17 protein-coding genes and 1 tRNA gene are annotated in these 21,664 nt (G+C 44.9%); 15 read left to right on the top strand and 3 right to left on the bottom strand.

The features are described from left to right. Positions 1 to 62: 62 nt before the first annotated feature. On the bottom strand, positions 63 to 842 hold the full coding sequence (locus BUB16_RS12465) for a hypothetical protein (protein ID WP_084088252.1): 780 nt from the start codon (positions 840 to 842) through the stop codon (positions 63 to 65). A gap of 368 nt (positions 843 to 1,210) precedes the next feature. Between BUB16_RS12465 and lpdA the strand changes: the two genes are divergently transcribed. The 7 genes from lpdA to BUB16_RS12430 all read left to right on the top strand — a co-directional run bounded on the left by lpdA (position 1,211) and on the right by BUB16_RS12430 (position 7,505). After that, the gene (gene lpdA / locus BUB16_RS12460) at positions 1,211 to 2,617 is read left to right on the top strand and encodes a dihydrolipoyl dehydrogenase (RefSeq protein ID WP_073064718.1); all 1,407 of its coding nucleotides are present in this window, start codon (positions 1,211 to 1,213) and stop codon (positions 2,615 to 2,617) included. A 147-nt stretch (positions 2,618 to 2,764) separates the two neighbouring features. Continuing rightward, a complete protein-coding gene (lipB, locus tag BUB16_RS12455; RefSeq protein ID WP_073065096.1) occupies positions 2,765 to 3,532 on the top strand; it encodes a lipoyl(octanoyl) transferase LipB in 768 nt (255 codons plus the stop codon). 16 nt (positions 3,533 to 3,548) lie between these two features. Continuing rightward, positions 3,549 to 4,427: a lipoyl synthase gene (gene lipA / locus BUB16_RS12450; RefSeq protein ID WP_084088251.1), complete on the top strand. Its 879-nt coding sequence runs from the start codon at positions 3,549 to 3,551 to the stop codon at positions 4,425 to 4,427. A 95-nt stretch (positions 4,428 to 4,522) separates the two neighbouring features. Then, complete coding sequence (gene plsY / locus BUB16_RS12445) at positions 4,523 to 5,224, top strand: glycerol-3-phosphate 1-O-acyltransferase PlsY (protein WP_073064714.1); 702 nt, start codon at positions 4,523 to 4,525, stop codon at positions 5,222 to 5,224. Beyond that, positions 5,217 to 6,242 (top strand): NAD(P)H-dependent glycerol-3-phosphate dehydrogenase, encoded by a 1,026-nt coding sequence (locus tag BUB16_RS12440; RefSeq protein ID WP_073064711.1) that lies wholly within the window; start codon positions 5,217 to 5,219, stop codon positions 6,240 to 6,242. Before plsY ends, BUB16_RS12440 begins: the two co-directional genes overlap by 8 nt. A 94-nt stretch (positions 6,243 to 6,336) precedes the next feature. Continuing rightward, entirely contained in the window at positions 6,337 to 7,026 is a 690-nt protein-coding gene (locus BUB16_RS12435) for an AlbA family DNA-binding domain-containing protein (protein ID WP_084088250.1), read from the top strand. A 14-nt stretch (positions 7,027 to 7,040) separates the two neighbouring features. After that, positions 7,041 to 7,505: a HesB/IscA family protein gene (locus BUB16_RS12430; protein ID WP_084088249.1), complete on the top strand. Its 465-nt coding sequence runs from the start codon at positions 7,041 to 7,043 to the stop codon at positions 7,503 to 7,505. A 283-nt stretch (positions 7,506 to 7,788) separates the two neighbouring features. On the opposite strand, the gene BUB16_RS12425 is transcribed toward BUB16_RS12430, so the two are convergent. After that, a complete protein-coding gene (locus BUB16_RS12425; protein WP_073064708.1) occupies positions 7,789 to 9,084 on the bottom strand; it encodes an NAD(P)/FAD-dependent oxidoreductase in 1,296 nt (431 codons plus the stop codon). A 7-nt stretch (positions 9,085 to 9,091) separates the two neighbouring features. Further along, positions 9,092 to 9,997 carry an Hsp33 family molecular chaperone HslO gene (gene hslO, locus BUB16_RS12420; RefSeq protein ID WP_244545694.1) on the bottom strand — a complete coding sequence of 302 codons (906 nt, stop codon included), beginning with the start codon at positions 9,995 to 9,997 and terminating at the stop codon, positions 9,092 to 9,094. 465 nt (positions 9,998 to 10,462) lie between these two features. Here hslO and recJ point away from each other — a divergent pair, with 465 nt between their 5' ends. From recJ to BUB16_RS12380, 8 genes are all read left to right on the top strand, one after another. After that, on the top strand, positions 10,463 to 12,184 hold the full coding sequence (gene recJ / locus BUB16_RS12415) for a single-stranded-DNA-specific exonuclease RecJ (protein ID WP_073064706.1): 1,722 nt from the start codon (positions 10,463 to 10,465) through the stop codon (positions 12,182 to 12,184). A 69-nt stretch (positions 12,185 to 12,253) separates the two neighbouring features. Then, positions 12,254 to 12,326, top strand: a tRNA-Phe gene (locus BUB16_RS12410). Between the two features lie 299 nt (positions 12,327 to 12,625). Then, on the top strand, positions 12,626 to 13,639 hold the full coding sequence (locus tag BUB16_RS12405; RefSeq protein ID WP_073064703.1) for a restriction endonuclease: 1,014 nt from the start codon (positions 12,626 to 12,628) through the stop codon (positions 13,637 to 13,639). 15 nt (positions 13,640 to 13,654) lie between these two features. Further along, on the top strand, positions 13,655 to 15,790 hold the full coding sequence (locus BUB16_RS12400) for a type I restriction-modification system subunit M (RefSeq protein WP_073065080.1): 2,136 nt from the start codon (positions 13,655 to 13,657) through the stop codon (positions 15,788 to 15,790). 188 nt (positions 15,791 to 15,978) lie between these two features. After that, entirely contained in the window at positions 15,979 to 16,878 is a 900-nt protein-coding gene (locus BUB16_RS12395; protein ID WP_073064700.1) for an Abi family protein, read from the top strand. Further along, positions 16,866 to 18,245 carry a restriction endonuclease subunit S gene (locus BUB16_RS12390; protein WP_073064697.1) on the top strand — a complete coding sequence of 460 codons (1,380 nt, stop codon included), beginning with the start codon at positions 16,866 to 16,868 and terminating at the stop codon, positions 18,243 to 18,245. The genes BUB16_RS12395 and BUB16_RS12390 overlap by 13 nt, the downstream gene beginning before the upstream one ends. After that, entirely contained in the window at positions 18,229 to 21,240 is a 3,012-nt protein-coding gene (locus BUB16_RS12385) for a type I restriction endonuclease subunit R (protein WP_073064694.1), read from the top strand. Before BUB16_RS12390 ends, BUB16_RS12385 begins: the two co-directional genes overlap by 17 nt. Before the next feature lie 199 nt (positions 21,241 to 21,439). Next, positions 21,440 to 21,625, top strand: coding sequence for a hypothetical protein (locus tag BUB16_RS12380; RefSeq protein ID WP_073064691.1), 186 nt, complete (start codon positions 21,440 to 21,442; stop codon positions 21,623 to 21,625). Positions 21,626 to 21,664 lie beyond the last annotated feature (39 nt).

The following is a 21,664-nucleotide window of genomic DNA, read 5'->3' as shown; positions in this document are numbered from 1 at the left end:
GGGTAGAAAGCAGCAAGAAGGCCTACTATTTACTGCTTTCTACTTACAACTTTATACTTACGTTATTTCCCTCCGTTCGCCTGCAGGTCGGCAATACACTGGGCATCCAAATCCGGAATGCTGCCGTCGAACAGATTGGCAAAGAAGTCCGTGGTTTCCACGGATGGCTCCATCAGGCAGCCGTCGGCGGTACAGTGGGCACTCCCGGCCGTCTTGTGATCCGACTGGGTAGGAGAACCGTTTCCGACCAGTCCCAGGATATGCCCGAATTCGTGCTGGAAGACCGTCCCTTCAATCTTTTCCTTGGGCGGAGCTCCTATGCCGGATGCAGCTTCTTCCACCGTCTCGCCAAAAAAGGCCATGGAGGTGTTGAAATAGGCAATGCCGAGCACGTTATCCTGCTCCTGAAATTTCCCGTCCGTAATGAGAAAATAGGCGTGCAGGGTATTGCCCCTGCTGTCGGTATAGTTATCCCGGTACTCTTCCTCGAACGAGCGAATCTCATCAGCGGAGTAGGTGCCGCCCCCTCCCGATTCCACTTCGGTGGGAGTGTTGATGACTACCTCCGACTTATAAACACGGGCTTGTAAAAAGCTTTTGAGGCTGTCCAGTGCCTGCTGGGAAGGCTCGTGCTCCGGCATGTAGTCAATTTCAAGTTCGAGTCTCGCAAAGCTGCTGTCGTTCAGGAAAACCTCGGCTGAAGTGCCCGGCGTTGCCGTGCTTACGAATTGATTCGTGTTCTCATCGATTCCCGAGGGAGAATCGAGACAGCCATAAGCGGCCAGCGACAAGATTAAAGCAATACAAAGAACGACCAGGTGGTATCGTTTAATGATGCCCATAAAGTTGTTTTTTGTTTTATTACAATATTCTATCACTATTTAATAGGAAAAAAGGGATCATGTTCCCTGAATTTCCAACTTATATTTTGCAGTATGCCATGCATATGGAATAGTATGAAAACAGGTTGCTGAGAAGGAAGGCCGGTGTGCTTATCTGAATAACCGCTGCTTCCATTAATACATAGATCTTATTTCACCCTTCCGCGTATTATTCTTAAATTAGAGGGCTTTTGAAATATTGACCTGTTGGGTAAGTTGAATGGCCGAATGATCTCCCTGTCCGGGATGTTATGAGGTCGGCAGTAATCAGTGAAGAGGACAATTTATCAAATCAATCATTCACCAAATTAACAAATTAGTAGATAATCATGGCTAAAGAATTTGACGTTTGCGTAATTGGTTCCGGTCCGGGTGGATATGTGGCCGCTATTCGTGCATCACAACTTGGTTTTAACACGGCCATTATTGAAAAACGCCATTTGGGCGGCGTGTGTCTGAATATCGGATGTATTCCGACCAAGGCTCTCCTCCGTTCCGCGGAAGTGTATGAAAGTATTGAAGATGCTGCAGATTACGGTATTACCGTAAATGATTATGAGGCCGACTTTGAAGGTATCATAGGCCGCAGCCGCAATGTGGCCAATAAGATGAGTAAAGGCGTTCAGTTTTTAATGAAAGCCAACAAGATTGAGGTTTTTGAAGGCAAGGGCGTCTTTGAATCCAAAGAGCAAATAAAGGTTGTGAATGAGGATGATGAAACCCAAGAGCAGATAACAGCCGATCATTTTATTATTGCCACGGGCGCTCGTGCGCGAGAGCTGCCAAATATTAAAATCGACGGTGAAATGGTTATCGATTATGAGAAAGCGATGCAGCTGGAAGAGCAGCCGGAGAAGATGGTCGTGATCGGGGCCGGCGCTATCGGCGTTGAATTTGCCTATTTCTATAACACCATCGGCACGGAAGTCACGCTCGTAGAGCTGGAAGATTCGCTGGTGCCGGTTGAAGACAAGGACATAGGAAAAGAGCTCGGCAAAATTTATAAGAAAAAAGGCATTGACGTGCGCACCGGCAGCACCGTAGAGCAGGTTGAGGAAAACGGTGACGGGGTGAAGGTGACTATTAAGACGGGCGATGAGGAAGAGGTCGTCGAAGCGGATGTAGTGCTTTCGGCCGTGGGCGTGACCGGCAATGTCGAGGGGATCGGCCTTGATGAGATCGGGGTCGAATATTCGAAAGGGACGATTACAATTGATAAAGAAAACTACCGGACCAGCGTCGAGAATATCTACGCCATTGGCGATGTGGCCGGCGGTCCCTGGCTGGCTCACAAGGCATCGCACGAGGGGATCTTTTGTGTTGAAAAGCTGGCCGGTGAAGATCCGCTGCCGATCAACTATAATAACATTCCCGGCTGTACCTATTGCGAGCCGCAAATTGCTTCCGTCGGATATACCGAAGAGCAGGCCAAAGAGGAAGGATATGATATCAAAGTCGGAAAGTTTCCCTTCTCGGCCAGTGGCAAGGCAACGGGGCTCGGTCATGAAGAGGGCTTTGTGAAAGTAGTGTTCGATGAGAAATACGGTGAGTGGCTGGGCTGCCACATGATCGGCTCACACGTGACCGAACTGATTGCGGAAGCGGTGGTCGCCCGCGACCTGGAAACGACAGGCCATGAAATCATTAGCGCCGTCCACCCGCATCCAACCATGTCCGAAGCCGTGATGGAAGCCGTGGCCGAAGCTTATGGCGAAGGCGTGCATCTGGGCAATTAATGATGGTCAAAGGTTGAAGACAGCCCTTTGAGCAGCATCGCAGGTGTAGTATGGGATGATAATTATTAGGAATGACGAATTAGGAATTAAAGGATTACTCACCTCTCAATTCCTAATTCTTAATTTTAATTCCTAATGGAACTTGTTATGGAAGAAGCAGAAGTTGACTATTACGATTTGGGCCACGCCCCGTACCGGCCGGTGTGGGATCTGCAGGCTGCCATCCAGCAGCGGCTGGTGGATGAAAAGCTGGCCCGGCGCAGGCAAAAGCTCTACCAGCCCGGCAATGAGAGTAATGAAGTGCTGCTGTTTGTCGAGCATCCGCATGTCTATACGCTGGGCAAAAGCGGTGATAAAGCTCACCTGCTGAAAGAAATGGCTGAGCTGGCCAGTATCGAGGCCGACTTTATCGAAATTGATCGCGGGGGAGACATTACCTATCACGGTCCCGGCCAGATCGTGGGCTATCCCATTTTTGATATGGACCGCCACTTTACCGATATCCACAAGTACCTGCGCTGCCTCGAAGAGGTCGTCATCCGCACCTGTGGCGACTACGGCATTAATGCCGGACGTATAGACGGGCTGACCGGGGTGTGGGTGGGGGACCAAAAAATCTGTGCCATGGGCATCAAATGCTCGCGCTGGGTGACCATGCACGGTTTTGCGCTCAATGTGAATACCGACCTGAGCTATTTCAATCACATCGTACCCTGTGGAATTTCCGGCAAGGCGGTAACCAGTTTCCGTGATTTGCTGGGTCGTCCAATGGATTCGGAGGAGGTGAAAGCGCAGCTGCGCGCTCATTTCGAAGCCGTTTTCGATATACGTATAACAGAAGTGGATTCCCTGCCTGAACTGGACCATGAATTTTCGTATCTTAAACCGTCTGGCGCTAAAGCAGTATCCCCTTAATTTCTGATTGATCCTCATGATAAAAGAACTCAACGTTGTAGACCGAAACGAACAAACAAAACGGCGCCCGGATTGGCTGCGGGTGAAACTGCCATCGGGAGAAAAATTCAAGGAAGTCTCGGATACCATTCAAAAGCATTCGCTGAATACCGTGTGCTCGGAAGCCCGCTGCCCGAATATGGGAGAATGCTGGGGCAACGGGACGGCGACGTTTATGATCCTGGGTGATGTATGTACGCGTTCCTGTTCCTTTTGTGCGGTCAAGACGGGGCGTCCGGTGCAGGGACTGGATTGGGACGAACCCCGGCGCGTGACCGACGCAGCTAAAAAGATGGGACTGCAACACGTGGTGCTGACCTCTGTCAACCGCGATGAACGCAAAGACGGCGGTGCGCCTATTTTTGCCGAAACCCACCGGCAGCTTCGCGAAGCCATCGACGGGGTAACCATCGAGTCGCTTATCCCCGATTTTCGCGGCGTATGGGAGGCCCTCCAGATTGTCATCGATACCCCGCCGGATGTGCTGAGCCATAATCTGGAGACCGTGCCGGACCTGTACCGCATGATCCGTCCACAGGCGAAATACAAGCGTTCGTTAGAACTGCTTCAGCGTTGTAAAGATCATGGACTTCGCACTAAGACCGGGATTATGGTCGGTTTCGGGGAAGAGCGCGGGCAGGTAATTGAACTCATGCAGGACTGCGTGGATTATGGCGTGGATGTGCTGACGATCGGTCAGTATATGCAGCCGACGAAGATGCATCAGCCCGTTGAAGAGTGGGTGCATCCCGATCAGTTTGCCGAATACAAAGAGATTGGCGAAGAATTGGGACTTGAGCATGTCGAAAGCGGCCCGCTGGTCCGGTCTTCCTATCACGCCGAGCGCCATGTATAGGCCGCCGCCGGAGATTTTTTTATAATTGATGCTCGACCATTACGATTGATCTTTTATATTGCAAGAGATTGCCATTTCTCACTTAACCGAAATATATGCTTGCACTTGGTGTTGTCATACTATTGAGTTACCTGATCGGCTCTATCCCCTCATCCATATGGGTAGGCCGGCTGGTTAAAGGCGTTGATATCCGCAACCACGGAAGCGGAAATGCCGGTGCAACCAATACGTTTCGATTATTGGGATGGCGGCCCGGTGTGGCTGTGTTGACGATTGATTTTTTCAAAGGTTTCGTAAGTTCGCTGTGGATCAGCCAGCTGGCTTATCAGATCGGAGCCGGACCGGTATCGCTGTTTCCCTTTTGGGATGTGGATCCGTTTTTGCGTATCGTTTGTGGCGTTGTAGCCGTAATCGGACACATGTTTCCCCTCTATTCCAACTTTGACGGGGGGAAAGGGATGGCTACGGCCGCGGGAATGCTATGTGGTATCGAACCGGTTTCGGTAGCCATTACCTTCGGGGTGTTTCTCGTCGTGATGCTGGCCAGCCGGTATGTCTCGCTGGCCTCCCTGGTTGCCGCTTTCATATACCCGCTGATGCTGGTCATGCTTCGCTATGGTTTCGGATGGACTATTGACGGGAGCATTCTCATTTTCGGTGCAATCGTCGGTATCGGAATTATTATCAAGCATCGTGGAAATATCAGTCGTCTGCTGCAAGGCACCGAAAACCAGGTACGGTCGTTTAAGCCTGCCGTCGGATGGCTGAATAAAGATAAAAAACAGGAAAGTGAGTAGCAGCAAGGTAGAGAAAATCACCATCATCGGCGCCGGGAGTTTCGGGACGGCCCTTTCGGTTGTACTGGCCCGGGCCGGTAACAAGGTACAGCTTTGGGCGCGGGAATCGGAAGTGGCCTACGGCATTAACAAGCATCACCGTAATCCGTCCTATATATCGGACGTTACGCTTCCGGACTCCGTAACCTGTTATACCAACCTGGAGCAATGTCTTGACGATCCCGGGATGGTTGTTTTTGCCACGCCCTCTCACGTCATGCGCGGGGTGGCCGAACGCATCAAGCCTTTTTTCAACGGTAACGAGATTATTGTCAGCGTAGCCAAAGGGATCGAAAACAAGACCTTTCTGACGATGTCGCAGGTGCTCACCGAGGTGTTGCGAGGTAAAATTATTGAAGATCATATCGGCGTGCTGTCGGGCCCCAGCCATGCCGAGGAGGTCAGTACCTTTAAGCCGACCACCGTTGTCGCCAGCGCCTACTCCAAGCGGACTACCCGCATTATCCAGGATACCTTTTTGACGCCGATGTTCCGGGTCTACCTGAACTACGATATTATCGGCGTCGAGATCGGGGGAGCGGTAAAGAATATTATGGCAATTGCGGCGGGGATCATTGATGGCGCTAAGCTGGGCGATAATGCCAAAGCCGCCGTCATAACCCGGGGGCTCCACGAAATGAAACGACTCGGAATGAAACTGGGGGGCTCGCAGGATACCTTTTCCGGGCTTTCGGGCATCGGAGACCTGGTGGTTACCTGCACCAGCGAGCACAGCCGGAATCGATTTGTAGGGTACAATATTGGAAAAGGAAAGAAACTGGAAGATATCACCTCTCAGATGAATATGGTGGCGGAAGGCGTCAAGACTACGCGTTCGGTGTTTGAATGGAGCAAGCAGCTGAAGGTGGAAATGCCGATCACATCGGCGATATACCAGGTATTGTTCGAACGGGAGGATCCCGAGGATGTGCTCTATGAACTTATGACGCGTAATCCAAAGGAAGAAATCGTGATTTAACGGATCAGCTCGTCCCGTTCTTTGCTTTCTGTTCATGGAAGCTTAATATTTGATCGTTATCTTCGTTATACAGGAAAACGAACGCAGTGTGGCTATGTACGATAACAATTACAGTTCTGTCTCGCTCTCGGAAATGGATTACCTGGATGTCAAGAACCTGGCCCAGACGGGCGAAGGAACTTATCTCGAATTCAAGCGAACCATCCCCTCGGCCTTTAAAATCGCCCGTGAAATAGCGGCTTTTGCCAATACCAGGGGAGGCACGCTGCTGATCGGTGTGGATGATGACTGCTCGCTCGTTGGCGTTGCCGGCTACCAGGAGGAAGAGTACCTGCTTAAAAAAGCGGCGGAAGAACTATGCCGGCCGAAGGTGGATATTGCCATTGAGATTGTCCATTTTGGAGAACGTGATCTGCTGGTCATAAAGGTGCCCGAACTGACTGAAAAACCTGTTTTTGTAAAGACAGAAGAGGGCAATATCGTTTTTATGCGCGAAGAGGACCGCAACAAGGTGGCCAGCAAGGAGCTGATTGAGATTATCAAAAAACGAAATTCGGACGAAGGCGTAACTTTTGAATACGGGAAGAACGAGCAAACATTATTCCGGTATCTGAATGAATATGGCGAAATTACCGTTAAAAAGTTCGCGCACCTGGTGGATATTCCCCGCCGGAAAGCCTCGGCGACACTGGTGAATTTAGTGAGTGCCGACATCCTGAATCTGTTTCGGAAAAAGAATACCGATTATTTTACCTATTCACGGAAATGTGAAAATGAATATTAAGATTAAGAAGAACTATGCCTGCTGAAACGGAAGACAACTTGGACGATGTTATCTCGGATCTCATTGATGGCGATGAAGAAGAGGAGGAGCAAGCTCCGGCTTCCGCTTCTCCACTGGCGGATATCGACACCCCGGAGATCGACTTTGACGGTCCGGATGTAGCGCTGACCGAACGCGCGGCGCGGCAGGTCCGGAAGATACGGGAGGATGAAAATCTCGACGATGCGTTATACCTGCGCGTGGCTGTCGAAGGCGGGGGCTGCTCGGGACTGAGCTATAAACTGGGGTTTGACCATAAATCCGAGGAGGATGAGGTGATTGTCAGCCAGGGCATTGAAGTCATCGTCGACTCCAAACACATGATGTATCTCAAGGGCATTTCAGTAGATTACCCGGATGGGCTGGATGCGCGCGGCTTTACCTTCGACAACCCCAACGCCACCGAAACGTGCGGCTGCGGCTCCTCTTTTGCCACGTAGAGCTATCACCCTTTTGAAGTTGAATTATAACAACTTGTTGTGCGGTTGGTTTCCATGTAGGCTTTGTGTCTCCATTGCGGCCGGTCATCGTCTCCGCATGAAAAAGGGAATTGGTGATCGCCGCTTCCGTGGTTTTCTTCTATAGCCGCCATGAAAAGTGGAGACATGGCGTTATTATTATCCTGAGCCGAGAGCGTGGCGGACAAGAAGGTGAACAATAAGAGGGTTACTAACGGCGGTAATTTCCTGGGGGGGGTGATATAAGTGAATGGGAGCAGATTTTTCAGATTTCATTTTTTATTTCTGTTGTTTCCTCCTCCTTGGCACTCTTCCGGTCCGTGATAAGCCGTACGCCCCGGTTAAAGGTAAGATAGTGCCACATCCATTCCACAAATACGCGGAAGCGGTTGCGAAAACCGATCAGGAAGAAAATGTGGACGACCGACCAGAGAATCCAGGCAAAAAAGCCGCTGAATTTAAACCCGCGTATATCAGCCACCGCCTTGGCACGTCCCACCGTTGCCATGGTCCCCTTGTCGGTAAATGAGAACGCTTTTCGTTCTGATGCCGGGTCGGCGGTTTCCCTTTTGAGGAGCTCCCCGACAAAATCACCCTGCTGCATCGCCACGGGCGCAAGGGCCGGCAGCGGATTCCCTTCCGCATCCTCTTTATGGGCCGCATCACCGATCACAAAAATGTGATCATCGTCAGGCAGCGAGAGATCATCCTCTACCATCACCCTTCCCGTCCGGTCTTGTTCCGCCTTCAGGGAGGTGAGCAGCGGAGAAGCAGCCACCCCGGCGGCCCAGATGATATTCGGCGTTTGAATGGTGCCCTCTGAAAACGAAACTTCTCCTTCGCCGATATCGGTGACCGGGGTATTCAGCAACACCCGAACGCCCATCTCTTCAAGGGTTTCGCGCGCCTTTTCGCCCAGCGATTCGGGGTAACCGTTGAGGATACGCGCGGCGGCCTCCACCAGGAAAATACGCGTCTCGTTTTTGCTGAAGGTAGAGTAGTCGCGCATCATGTTGCGCTTGGCAATCTCGGCGATGGCCCCGGCCATCTCTACGCCCGTGGGTCCGCCGCCAATGACCACATAGGTCAGATACGGCTCCCGCAATTTGGGATCTTCCAGCTGCTCCGCCTCCTCGAGTGATAACAGAATGCGCTCGCGGACTTGCAGGGCATCCCCGATGGACTTTAATCCGGGGGCATGCTCCGGCCATTCTTCATTTCCGAAATAGTTGTATTGAGCACCGGGGGCCAGCACCAGGTAGTCGAAACCGATTTTACGCCCGTTTTTAAGTGCAATAAATCGCTGGTCGCGATCGATATCCGTTACCTTGCCCAAGAGCACCCGCAGGCCTTTTCGCTGGCCCAATATGGCGCGAATGGGGGTGGCGATATCGCCCGGGGAGAGGGCCGCCGTGGCCACTTGATAGAGCAATGGCTGAAAGAGGTGGTGGTTGTTCCGGTCGACAAGCGTAATATCGACTTCCGCCTTTTTTAGTTTTTTCGCCACCGAGATACCGGCGAATCCCCCTCCGACGATAACGACATGCTTGCGGTCTGCCATGGGTTGGTCAGTTCATTTTGGCTTTTGTTTGCATCAGCAGTTCCTCGATTTCGCTCTTTGAGACCTGGTACTCTTCGTTGCAAAAATGGCACACCAGCTCCTGTCCCTCGTCACTCATCTCTTTCAGGTCGTCGGGACCAAGCATCGCAAGGGCATTGACAAACCGTTTGCGGCTGCAGCGGCAGAAGAAATCGACCGGCTGGCGGTCCAGTTCCTTGACGCCCCCCGGCTCCATTACCATTTCCATGATATCATCAATATAATGACCCGATGCCAGTAGTTCGCTTATGGAATCGAATTGAAGCATCTTTTCCTGCATCGCCTCAATACGGCCTTCGGGTGCGTCGGGCATACGCTGCACCAGTACGCCTCCCGCTTCGGTGATCCGGCCCTGTTCATCAAGTCCCACATCGAGCAATACCGCAGAAGGTACCTGTTCGGACTGCACCATATAGTACGCCACGTCATCCGTAATGTTACCCCGGACCAGCTCGATGCTGCTGGTCCGGGGCTCGGCCTCGTTATACAAGGTCTTGCGGATGGTCAGTATGCCCACCCCGAGTCCGTCACCTAAACCTGTTTGCGCGTTGGTATAATCCAGTTCCGCCTCCGGGTGCTGGACGTAGCCGCGGATCTCGCCGACACGATTCGCTTCCGCTACCAGCAGTCCCACGGGGCCCTTCCCTTCGACCCGCATCCGGATGCGTTCTTCCCCCTTGAGTTCGGAGGCCATCAGCATGGTGGCGGTCAATGCACGGCCGAGAAGGACGGTATTGAGCAGGGACAGATCGTGTTTACGGCGGGCGGTTTTGACCACATCCGTTGTCTTTACGACCGAAATTTTAATATCACCGCCGGTGCTTATGCCCTTGGCCATCCGGTCTTTATGGATAAAATCTTCTTTGGAAATCATAGTAATAATAACAGTAATTAGTAATCGTATGGTTGAACAGAAAAACGTTAATTTATAACAGAACACAGTCTGTTTTCCCAAACAATATCGGGACTTGCTATACAATAATAACCTTGGTAAAGTTACACAAAATAATCCTCCGTTATGTAACTGTCATACGCAAACTCAGACGCTTTTTGTTCTGTTTTGTTCAGTATAATAGTTTGTGTGCGAGAACACCTGCTTCACAACAGTTTTTTGGGCTGTTGAATTCAATTTAAGATTCTCTTGCTCCTTTTGGCTTGACCCAAAAGATGCGTGAAAGATATCATCATTCCGATGATGATTTTTATCTGTGAAATTGTATCTTTATAGAAGCGGATCAGTTTCTATTCAAACGCCCCGGATCCGCGGGCCGTATAGCTGGGCAGTTTGACCGCTGCCGACTATTTATGACAAAAAATAAAAAAACAGATAACGATAACTATGTCTTTTCGATGGGTGTATTCAACGCCCGACAACGAGGAGGCTGTATCTGCGCTGCAGCAGGAGCTGGGTATCCCCGAGAAGGTGGCCCACCTGCTGGCGTTGCGGGGTATAGATTCTTATGATCGGGCCAAAACATATTTCAGACCAAGTTTAAGCTGCATCCACGATCCTTTTTTGATGATGGATATGGATGCGGCGACGGAACGCCTGGCAAAGGCTATTCGCAATCGCGAGCGGGTGCTGGTGTACGGCGATTATGACGTGGACGGCACCACCGCGGCCTCTGTGATGTACCTGTTTTTGAAAGAATTCGGTGTCGAGGTGGACTTTTATATCCCTCACCGTTTTAAGGAGGGCTATGGCATCAATCCGGAAGGAATCCGGCATGCCGCAGAATCACGGGCCGACCTGATCGTTTCGGTGGATTGCGGCATTACGGCTATTGAAGAGGCAAAACGCGCCAGGGAGCAGGGGATCGAACTGATCATCTGCGATCACCATAACGTGGGCCGTGCCATCCCGGATGCGGTGGCGGTGCTCGATCCCAAGCGCGAGGACTGTTCCTATCCTTTTGACGGGCTTTCGGGGGCGGGGGTAGGCTTTAAGCTGGTGCAGGGGACCGTTCACAAGCTGGGTCTCAGCAAAAAAGTGGCTTTTAAATTTCTGGACCTGGTAGCTATCTCTATCGCTTCCGATATCGTGCCGATGGTGGATGAAAATCGCATTCTCATGCGCGAGGGACTCAAACAGATTAACAGTGATCCCCGGATCGGACTGAAGGCGCTGGCGGATCTCATCAATTTGTCGATCGGATCCGTTTCGACGTCGAATATTGTTTTTTCCGTGGGACCGCGTATCAATGCGGCGGGACGTATGGGGGATGCTTCCAAAGCCGTGCGGCTGCTCATTGCCGAAACGGCCGCCGAAGCCCGGGCGAGGGCTCATGAGCTGGAAAGCATTAATATCGCCCGACGCGATGAAGACAGCCAGACGATGGAAGAGGCGAAAACCATTGTTGACGAGCAGTACGACCTTGACAAGATCTCCTCGATGGTGCTGCACAACCCCGACTGGCACCTGGGCGTGATCGGCATCGTGGCCTCCCGCCTGGTGGAGGCCTACGGGCGTCCCGCCATTATGCTCAGTACCGTGGACGGCAAGATCAAGGGCTCTGCCCGCAGCATTGAGGGGTTTGATATCTACGAGGCCTTCAAGGAGTGCGAGGACCTGCTCGAACAGTTCGGGGGACACAAATATGCGGCGGGGCTGACCATAGCCGAGGAAAACTACGAAGCTTTTTGTGAGCGTATCAATAAAATTGCGTCGGAGCGGCTGACGGAACAGGATTTTAAGCCTGAATTGTCTATCGATTGCGATCTTGATCTGAGCAACGTCAGCATGCGCTTTTGGAAGCTGCTCAGCCAGTTCGAGCCCTTCGGCCCGGGCAACCTCCGCCCTATTTTTGTCAGCAGGGATGTGCGGGTGGTGGGCGTGCCGACCATTGTGGGTTCGGGCCACCTGAAGATGAAAGTCGCCCAAAACGGATCCGGCGCCTTTGATGTGATCGGGTTCAACATGCACGAATACCTGCCCGTCATCCGCAATGAAAAGGATCAGAAGATGAACATCGCCTACTCGCTGGAAGAAAACAACTGGAATGGGCGGCGGACGCTTCAGCTTCGGCTGCGGGACGTGCAGCTGCGGGGAGAAAATCCGTAGAAAAAACGGATTGATCCTTTTTATAAAGCCGAAAAGATTTTATATTTGGCAACTCTTAGCGCAAACGAAGGGACTGTAGCTCAGTCGGTAGAGCACGCGACTGAAAATCGCGGTGTCGGCGGTTCGATTCCGCCCGGTCCCACGCAAAGCCCTGTAACTCCCTGAGTTGCAGGGCTTTAGTATTTTATGGTAAAACAATGCTAAAACAACTATATAGATAGTATTAGGAAGTATTTGCTTTCAGTTTGCTCTTATCTTATATATAGTTATCTCTAAATAAGTACTTTTAATGTTTTTTTATTCAAATTTTGTGCGAGCTGATGACTAATATTGGTATAATCGTATTCTTTGATTAATCTTATCTTTTAGTTTTTCTTTTTAATTCGTATTGAATATTGATATCGTTGGCTGAATGTGAATTAGTAAAAACAGTATGGATTTATGAGTTTATGGATGGTACGTGCAGGTAGACATGGAGAAATGGAAAGTACTGCGATGGAAGAGGGACTTGTTACTATTGGTTGGCACAACGTAAAAGATGTCTCAAAGTTTCAGAATCGGGACGAGTTAAAAAAATACTTATCTGATATAGATCCAGATGCTAGTAAGAGCAAAATTGCTAATAACGCAGGCCAAATTTACAGATTTGCTAATGAGATTAATGTTGGTGATTGGGTGGTATTACCATTAAAGACTGAATCAACAGTAAAAATAGGAAAGATAACGTCAGACTATAAGTATGATGAGAGTCAGTCAATAAAAGGGGTTAAACACTACAGAGAAGTAAATTGGACTGAGTCATTTCCAAGGTCAAAATTTGATCAAGACCTACTTTATTCTCTTGGTGCTGCCATGACGGTATGTGAGATTAGCCGAAATAATGCTGAGCAGAGGATAACGAATATGGTGAATGGTCAGTCATCTATAATTACAAGACAGATCAGTGATGAGGTTGAAGAAGACATTCCATTAGATATCGATCAGTTTTCGCGTGACCAAATAAGCAAATATATTATCCGGAAATTTAAAGGTCATGGTTTAACAAGAATTGTCGAAGAAATACTAAAAGCAGAGGGGTTTTATACCAGAAAAGCTGAAAAGGGACCAGATGGTGGGGTAGATATATTAGCAGGTAAGGGAACTCTAGGTTTTGATACTCCCAAAATTTGTGTACAGGTTAAATCCACCGAAAGTGAAGCAGATGTAAGTACTCTAAGAGAACTAATTGGTGTTCTAGATAATTTTAATGCAGATTTTGGTCTATTCGTTTCTTGGGGTGGTTTTAAACAAAGTGCACAGAAATTGGCAAGACAATCTTTTTATAAAGTTCGATTATGGGATGCAGATCGGCTGTTAGATGCACTGTTTAAGCACTATGAACATTTTAACGATGAGCTGAAGGCTGACCTACCTTTAAAAAGAACTTGGACATTAGTAATTGAAGACGAAGAATAATTATATACTTTGGAAATAAGAAATAAAGCCCAACAAGAACGAATAGATTTTATTTGGAAGATAGCTAACCTCCTGAGAGGGCCATATCGGCCACCTCAATATAGAAAGGTTATGCTGCCACTGACTGTATTGTGGCGTCTTGATAGTGTATTATTACCAACTAAAGAAGATGTTATAAAAAAACATCAGGAGCTTGAGCCTCAAGATCTACCAGATAAAGCAGTAGAGAGAATTTTAAAAAAAGAAGCTGGTCTTAATTTTTACAATACAAGTCCACTTACTTTGGGAAAAATGGTAGATGCCCATGAAAATTTAGACCAGGATCTAAAAACATATATCAAGAGTTTTTCTAAAAATGCTCGTAAGATTATACAAAGATTCCAGTTTGAAGAAGAGATTGATAAGCTTGAGGAGTCAAACCGCCTTTATAAAGTAATGAAGGAGTTCAAGGATGTTGACCTTAGTCCAGCTACAGTCAGCAATCTTGATATGGGTTACATTTTTGAAGAACTCATTCGTCGTTTTAATGAGCAAGCCAATGAAGAAGCAGGTGATCACTTTACCCCCCGTGAAGTCATCGAACTAATGGCAAATGTATTGTATACCTACGATGACGACCTATTTAATAAAGAGGGATTATTGGTAAAAATATATGATCCCACTTGCGGTACAGGTGGAATGTTATCTGAGTCTGAGCGCTATATAGAGCAACATAGTGAAGGTCTAAATATTGAACTATTTGGGCAGGAGTTTAATGATGAGTCTTGGGCAATTTGTGCTTCAGATATGTTGATTAAAGGAGAGAGTCCAGAAAATATTGTATTCGGTGATACCCTTGGTGATGGTAAAACCGAAGATGGATATAAGAACGAGACATTCCATTATATGTTGGCAAATCCTCCATACGGAGTAGAATGGTATCCTGAAGAAGATGTGGTAAAAAAAGAACATGAAGACTTAGGATTTAATGGACGTTTTGGTGCTGGATATCCAAGAATTGATGACGGCTCATTTCTATTCCTCCAGCATATGATTTCAAAGATGGTGGCACCACCAGAGGACGGGGGACGAGGCTCTCGAATAGGTATTGTTTTTAATGCGTCCCCTCTTTATTCCGGCAATGCAGGTTCAGGTACTAGTAATATTCGAAGGTGGATTATTGAAAATGATTGGTTAGAAACTATAATTGCACTTCCTGATCAGCTATTCTATAACACTGGTATAAATACATATATCTGGATTGTAACAAATAGGAAAAGGCCTGATCGAAGAGGTAGTGTTCAACTGATTGATGGGACCGAGCATTACCAAGACATGGACAAAAGTCTGGGAAGCAAACGTCATGAAATTACTTCGAATCAAATTGATGAGTTAACAAATATATATGGGGCTTTTGAAGAATGTAAGTATAGCAAGATTTGTGACATACGTGAGTTTGGTTTTATAAAGTTGACAGTGGAAAGACCGCTTCGTTTAAATTTTCAAGCAACTGATAGGCGTATTAAAAGGCTCTGGGACGAAAGAGCATTTAATAATTTGGCAAAATCTCGAAAGCGTAAAGATAAGAAAGCGCAAAAGGAAGAGATTAAAAAGGGGGAGAAAAAACAAGAAGCGATTATTGAAGCCTTAAAAACGCTAGATTCATCTATTATCTATAAGAATAGAGAGAAATTTATGAATGATGTAGAAGGTGTACTAGATGCTGCAGATATAAGCGTTAAGAAGACAGTGCGGGATAATATTTGGAAAGCGATTGCTGAGCAAGATGAAACTGCAAATATCTGCAGAGACAGTAAAGGTAATCCTGAGCCTGATTCTGATCTGCGGGACTATGAAAATGTGCCATTCCCAAATGACATCAAACTCCCACTCCCCTTAGGTTATCATAAAGATTCTGATCTTAGCGAATTGCTTGAGCAGGTTAAAGATTATTGTGACCAATATTTTGAAAATGAGGTAAAACCTCATTTTCCTGACGCATGGGTTGATTATGAAAAAATTAAGATTGGATATGAAATTCCTTTATACCGTAAATTTTATGACTTTGACCAAACTCGTGATCTTGAAGAAATAGAAGCAGATATTAAAAATATCGAACAAGATATTGTAGATATGCTGGGAGATATAACAGGTTCTAATAAAATGCAGTAGCTATTAAATCGTAAAATGTACGGCTATGCCGTTTTAGTACAGGTTTCTTACAAGTATTAGAAATAATCTTTTTTAAAAAGAAAACTTTTTTATGAATTATCACGTTATTATAATTGGAATATCAAATAAGACCTGCCACGCCTCTCATTGTGAAGCGCACCCGGGCGGGTTTTTCTTTTTTGTAGGCTATGCAATTTACTAAATCTCCTCTAAGTATAGCTGACCAAGTAGATTTATTAAAAGACCGTGGGCTAACTATAGATGATGAAGAACGGGCTCATCACTATTTATCCTATATTAGTTTTTATAGGTTACGAGCCTATACATATCCATTTCAGGATAATGATGACTCTGACCATCCTTTTACCGATGATGTTTCTTTTAATGATATTTTAGACTATTACATTTTTGACCGTCGATTACGTTTAATTGTTTTTGATGCAATTGAACGGATTGAGATTGCATTTAGAACCCAAATGATAAATCAGTGTGCATTAGTGCACGGGAGCCATTGGTATGAGAACTCTTCCTTTTATCGAAATAGGGAGCATTTCGAGAACGATCTAGACGCTATTGATGATGAATTAGAAAGATCAGCTGAAGTATTTATAGATCACTACAATAGCAAATATGATAAGCCGGAACGGCCACCGGCTTGGATGACCTTGGAAATCATTTCTTTGGGTACACTGTCAAAGCTCTATCACAATTTGAAGCTAGATAAAACCAAAAAAACGATTTCCGGGAAGTTTAATCTCGGTCATCCATTTGTCTTAGAAAGTTGGATGCATGCAATAAGTAATGTGCGAAATATTTGTGCACACCATAGTCGCTTATGGAATCGGAAATTAGTAGTTGCTCCTAAAATGCCTAAATTCACATCCCTTCCTTTTATTAATAAGAAAGATATTGATGTACATAAGCCTTACGCAATATTATGTTGTATGGCTTATTTAATGGACGTAATAAATCCAGGACACCATTTTAAGCAGCGCTTATTTGATTTGTTCGAAGAATTTAATCAGATAGAACTTAAGTATATGGGATTCCCAAAATATTGGAGAAATGAGGCACTATGGCAGATATAAGTACATTCGCAAAAAGTAAGCCTTCTGGTGTTGCATGGCTAGGTGATATTCCGAAGCATTGGGAGGTTATGCGATTGAAATTTATTTCAAAAGTGCAATCAAGCAATGTTGACAAGAGAAGTAGAGACGATCATCAAGATGTGCTTTTATGCAATTATACCGATGTTTATGATAATGAGTTTATAGACGAATCTATTGAGTTTATGGAGTCAACTGCTTCCCAAAATGAAATAAACAGATTTTTGCTGGAAGAAGGAGATGTGATAATTACCAAAGATTCCGAAAGCCGAGATGATATTGCGGTTCCAGCGTTAGTTAAAAATGATTTTAATAATGTACTTTGTGGCTATCATTTGGCTCATATAAGACCAGATTCAAATAAGTTAGTGGGTGAGTTTTTATTTCGGTGGTTACAGTCACAGGCGGTAAATAGTCAATTTGAAGTTGCAGCAAATGGTGTAACGAGGTTTGGTTTAACTCTTGGCAGTATTAAAGACTCGATTATAGCAGTACCTCCAGTTCCAGAACAGAAGAAAATTACTAGCTTGATAGATTGGAAAACTGGACAGATAGATACCCTCATTCAAAAGAAGTATCAACTTTTAGACCAATTAGAAGAAAATCGTCAGGCTTTAGTAACTCAAACTGTAACTAATGGTTTAGAATCTGGTAAAAAAAGTAAGCCTTCTGGTGTTGCATGGCTAGGTGATATTCCGAAGCATTGGGAGGTTATGCGATTGAAATTTATTTCAAAAGTGCAATCAAGCAATGTTGACAAGAGAAGTAGAGACGATCATCAAGATGTGCTTTTATGCAATTATACCGATGTTTATGATAATGAGTTTATAGACGAATCTATTGAGTTTATGGAGTCAACTGCTTCCCAAAATGAAATAAACAGATTTTTGCTGGAAGAAGGAGATGTGATAATTACCAAAGATTCCGAAAGCCGAGATGATATTGCGGTTCCAGCGTTAGTTAAAAATGATTTTAATAATGTACTTTGTGGCTATCATTTGGCTCATATAAGACCAGATTCAAATAAGTTAGTGGGTGAGTTTTTATTTCGGTGGTTACAGTCACAGGCGGTAAATAGTCAATTTGAAGTTGCAGCAAATGGTGTAACGAGGTTTGGTTTAACTCTTGGCAGTATTAAAGACTCGATTATAGCAGTACCTCCAGTTCCAGAACAGAAGAAAATTATTGACTTTCTTAATAAGCGGATGGAGAAAATAGATAAGCTAGAAAAGCAAGTAAAGAGAGGTATTGCTAGAATGAAAGAGTATCGTTCAACATTAATAGATAAAGCTGTTACTGGAGATGTTAAAGTCAGTCAAGATAGGGTAAAATATGTCAATAAATTATAAGGAAATAGCGTTTGAAAAAGCAATAGAAGCTTTTTTATGTAGTTTTAAAGGAGGTTATAAGAAAGGGGATCCTTCTAATTTTAATAGGAAGTGGGCACTTTTTCCCGAGCTTGTCACAACTTTCATTAAAGATACTCAGCCTCGAAAATGGGGCCCTATTGAGCAATTTTACGGAGATGATACAGAAAATTATGTGATCAAAGAATTACATCATGCTATTAATAGTCAGGGAATTCTTAATGTAATTCGGCATGGATTCAAATGTTTTGGCAAACGTTTACGTGTTGCTTTCTTTCGTCCACCTCATGGAATGAATCCGGAATCTGAAGAACTGTATCAACGTAACGTCCTTACTTTTACACGTCAGGTTCACTATAGCGAAGGTGAGCCAAGTAAGTCAATAGATATTGTACTTACTCTCAATGGTTTACCAGTAGCCACTATAGAACTAAAAAATCCTCTTACGGATCAAAATGTTGAAGATGCAAAAAAACAATATAAAGGTGAGCGTAATCCTGAAGATCTAATTTTTCAATTTAAGAAACGGGCTCTAATTCATTTTGCCGTTGATCCAGACCTAGTTTATTATACGACTAAACTAGAAGGGAGTGATACTTATCTTTTGCCTTTTAACAAAGGGCACGATGGAGGTGCAGGGAACCCGCCTAATCCAGACGGATATAGAACAACGTATCTATGGGAAGAAGTACTGCAGAAAGACAGCTTTATGGATATTCTAGCTCGCTTTCTGCATTTAGAGGTTGAAGAAAAGAAGATATCGACGGACCAAGGTATCAGGGTGATTCGAAAAGAGAATATGATATTTCCTCGGTATCATCAATTGGATGCCGTAAGAAAACTTGTTGATGATGCTGAAGGCCAAGGGCCGGGAAAAAATTACTTGATACAACATTCTGCTGGCTCGGGTAAAAGCAATACCATTGCTTGGCTGGCTTACCGTCTTTCGAGTTTACATAATGCAAAAGACCAGAAAATTTTTGATTCAATAGTAGTGATAACAGATCGTATTGTGTTGGATAAGCAGATGCAGGATACGATCTATCAATTTGATCATAAGAGTGGAGTCGTAAAAAAAATTGAAAAAGACTCAACTCAATTAGCTAATGCTCTGGATAATGCTACCCCAATTATTATTTCAACGTTACAAAAATTCCCCTTTGTTACCGATAAAGTTGAAGATTTAGAGGGACAAAATTATGCGGTAATAGTTGACGAAGCACATAGCTCACAGACAGGGGAACAGGCTGCTGATCTTAGATCTGTGTTAAACAAAGATGGCATTAAAGAAGCAGCTGAAGATGAGCTAGAGGATGAGGAAAATGATTATCAGGAGTTCGTCTTGCGTGAAATGGCAAAGAGGGGACGGCAGGAGAATATTAGCTTCTTCGCTTTTACCGCTACACCTAAGTATAAAACTGAAAAAGTGTTTAATGCACCAGGTCCCGACGGGGAACCACCTTTCCATCTTTATACGATGCGTCAGGCCATAGAGGAAAATTTTATTATGGATGTGCTTAAACACTATACGACCTATAAAAGTTATTATGGTTTAATAAAGGCTGTTGATGAGGATCCCGATTTTGAAAAGAAAAAAGGTTCTAAAGCACTAGCTAGATTTCTAAAGCTTCATCCTTATAGCATTGCTCAGAAAACGGAGGTAATGGTAGAACATTTCCGTCATCATACAATGCATAAAATCGGGGGTAAAGCAAAAGCTATGGTGGTAACAAGCTCTCGATTACATGCAGTTCGTTATAAGCAAGCTTTTGATAAATATATAACTGAGAAGGGATATAATGATATAAAAACCTTAGTTGCTTTTTCAGGAACAGTTGAAGATCCTGATAAACCTGGTTCTAAGTTTACTGAGGTTGGTATGAATAATGGGATTCGTGAAAAAGAATTGCCAAAGAAATTTGGTACTGATGAATATCAGATATTATTAGTAGCCGAAAAATATCAAACTGGTTTCGATCAGCCTTTATTACATACAATGTACGTGGATAAAAGATTGTCAGGTATCCAGGCGGTACAAACTTTGTCAAGATTAAATCGCCGTTATCCAGGGAAAGATGATACTTTTGTTTTAGACTTTGTGAATGATAGGGAAGAAATATTTAATGCTTTTAAGCCCTATTACGAGAAAACACCTTTTGCGGAGGATGTAGAACCTCGAAAACTTTATGAACTACAAGCACAGTTAGAGGGTTTTCGCATATTTGATGAGGAGGACATAGAAGCATTTTGTGAAATCTATTACAAACCTGAATTCAAAAGTACTGATACAGACCACGCTAAACTATATGCTGTGTTAGATCCAGTCGTTGAGAGATTCAAAGAGTTAGATGAGGAAAAACAAGATGAGTTTAAATCTGTATTGGTAAGTTATCGGAATATGTATGGCTTTTTATCTCAAATTATACCTTTTAAGGACTCGGAATTAGAACAATTATACACCTATGGTAGGTTTTTACTATCAAGACTTCCAAAAAATTCAAGCGATACGCAGTACGAGCTAGAAAATGAAGTAGCTTTGAAATTCTATAGATTAGAAAAAATAAGTGATGGATCTATAGATCTATCTGAAGGTGAAAGTAGAGATATTAAGGGGCCTTCGGATGTTGGAACTGGAAAAATCCGTGAAGAGTATGTTAAGCTATCTCAGTTGGTCGAGCTTTTAAACGAGCGTTTTGGCACTAATTTTACCCAAGCTGACCAACTCTTTTTCGATCAAATTGAAGAAGAAGCGATCTTAGATGAAGATATTCAGAAAGCTGCTAAGGCTAATAATTTAGATGATTTTAGATATATATTCGAAAAGGAACTTGAACAGCTTATCATTGATCGCATGGATGGCAATGAGGAGATATCCATGAAGATGATTAAGGATGAGAAATTTAGAGATTTAGCGAGCTGGCATATTCTAAAGAATGTTTATAGTAAAATTAATGGTAAGGAGTCAGTGGACTATTAAGAGGTTTACACTACCAGATTTCTCTTTGGCTGCTCATTCTATTCGCCTCCTATGACATGGGACAATCGTTTAGTTTTATTGGTGGAATAATTACGAGCATTTTTGGGTGATGCAAATCTATTTGGTTTTATTTCTTGTATTATAATGGGAGGTGTTTTTATTATCCTATAATTGAGATAACAAATTAAAATTTAATTGGATGGAGCAACAAGCTGTAAAGAATATTTTGAAGGAGAAGTATGAAAAACTTAATCAAGAAAATGCTAAACCTAGTTTTAGGTTAAACTTACTTAACAATATTATTCAAATAAAAAAACAAAAAACCTTCGGGGAGTGTAAGCTGAACTCTGTCTGGTTTGTTTTATTCATCAGTGTTCCGGGTTAAATCAAGTGGAAGCCGATCTCCAAATTTAATCGCCAGCTG

It is taken from the genome of Fodinibius roseus (assembly GCF_900129315.1).
GTDB lineage: Bacteria > Bacteroidota > Rhodothermia > Balneolales > Balneolaceae > Fodinibius > Fodinibius roseus.
This window is presented reverse-complemented; position numbering and strand designations above follow the sequence as displayed.

Coding starts and splice junctions, on each gene's coding strand:
- BUB16_RS12405 (WP_073064703.1), top strand. CDS start 12,626: ATGAGTTTATGGATGGTACGTGCAGGTAGACATGGAGAAATGGAAAGT.
- lpdA (WP_073064718.1), top strand. CDS start 1,211: ATGGCTAAAGAATTTGACGTTTGCGTAATTGGTTCCGGTCCGGGTGGA.
- recJ (WP_073064706.1), top strand. CDS start 10,463: ATGTCTTTTCGATGGGTGTATTCAACGCCCGACAACGAGGAGGCTGTA.
- BUB16_RS12380 (WP_073064691.1), top strand. CDS start 21,440: ATGGAGCAACAAGCTGTAAAGAATATTTTGAAGGAGAAGTATGAAAAA.
- BUB16_RS12465 (WP_084088252.1), bottom strand. CDS start 842: ATGGGCATCATTAAACGATACCACCTGGTCGTTCTTTGTATTGCTTTA.
- BUB16_RS12385 (WP_073064694.1), top strand. CDS start 18,229: ATGTCAATAAATTATAAGGAAATAGCGTTTGAAAAAGCAATAGAAGCT.
- plsY (WP_073064714.1), top strand. CDS start 4,523: ATGCTTGCACTTGGTGTTGTCATACTATTGAGTTACCTGATCGGCTCT.
- BUB16_RS12430 (WP_084088249.1), top strand. CDS start 7,041: ATGCCTGCTGAAACGGAAGACAACTTGGACGATGTTATCTCGGATCTC.
- BUB16_RS12425 (WP_073064708.1), bottom strand. CDS start 9,084: ATGGCAGACCGCAAGCATGTCGTTATCGTCGGAGGGGGATTCGCCGGT.
- lipB (WP_073065096.1), top strand. CDS start 2,765: ATGGAAGAAGCAGAAGTTGACTATTACGATTTGGGCCACGCCCCGTAC.
- hslO (WP_244545694.1), bottom strand. CDS start 9,997: ATGATTTCCAAAGAAGATTTTATCCATAAAGACCGGATGGCCAAGGGC.
- lipA (WP_084088251.1), top strand. CDS start 3,549: ATGATAAAAGAACTCAACGTTGTAGACCGAAACGAACAAACAAAACGG.
- BUB16_RS12390 (WP_073064697.1), top strand. CDS start 16,866: ATGGCAGATATAAGTACATTCGCAAAAAGTAAGCCTTCTGGTGTTGCA.
- BUB16_RS12395 (WP_073064700.1), top strand. CDS start 15,979: ATGCAATTTACTAAATCTCCTCTAAGTATAGCTGACCAAGTAGATTTA.
- BUB16_RS12435 (WP_084088250.1), top strand. CDS start 6,337: ATGTACGATAACAATTACAGTTCTGTCTCGCTCTCGGAAATGGATTAC.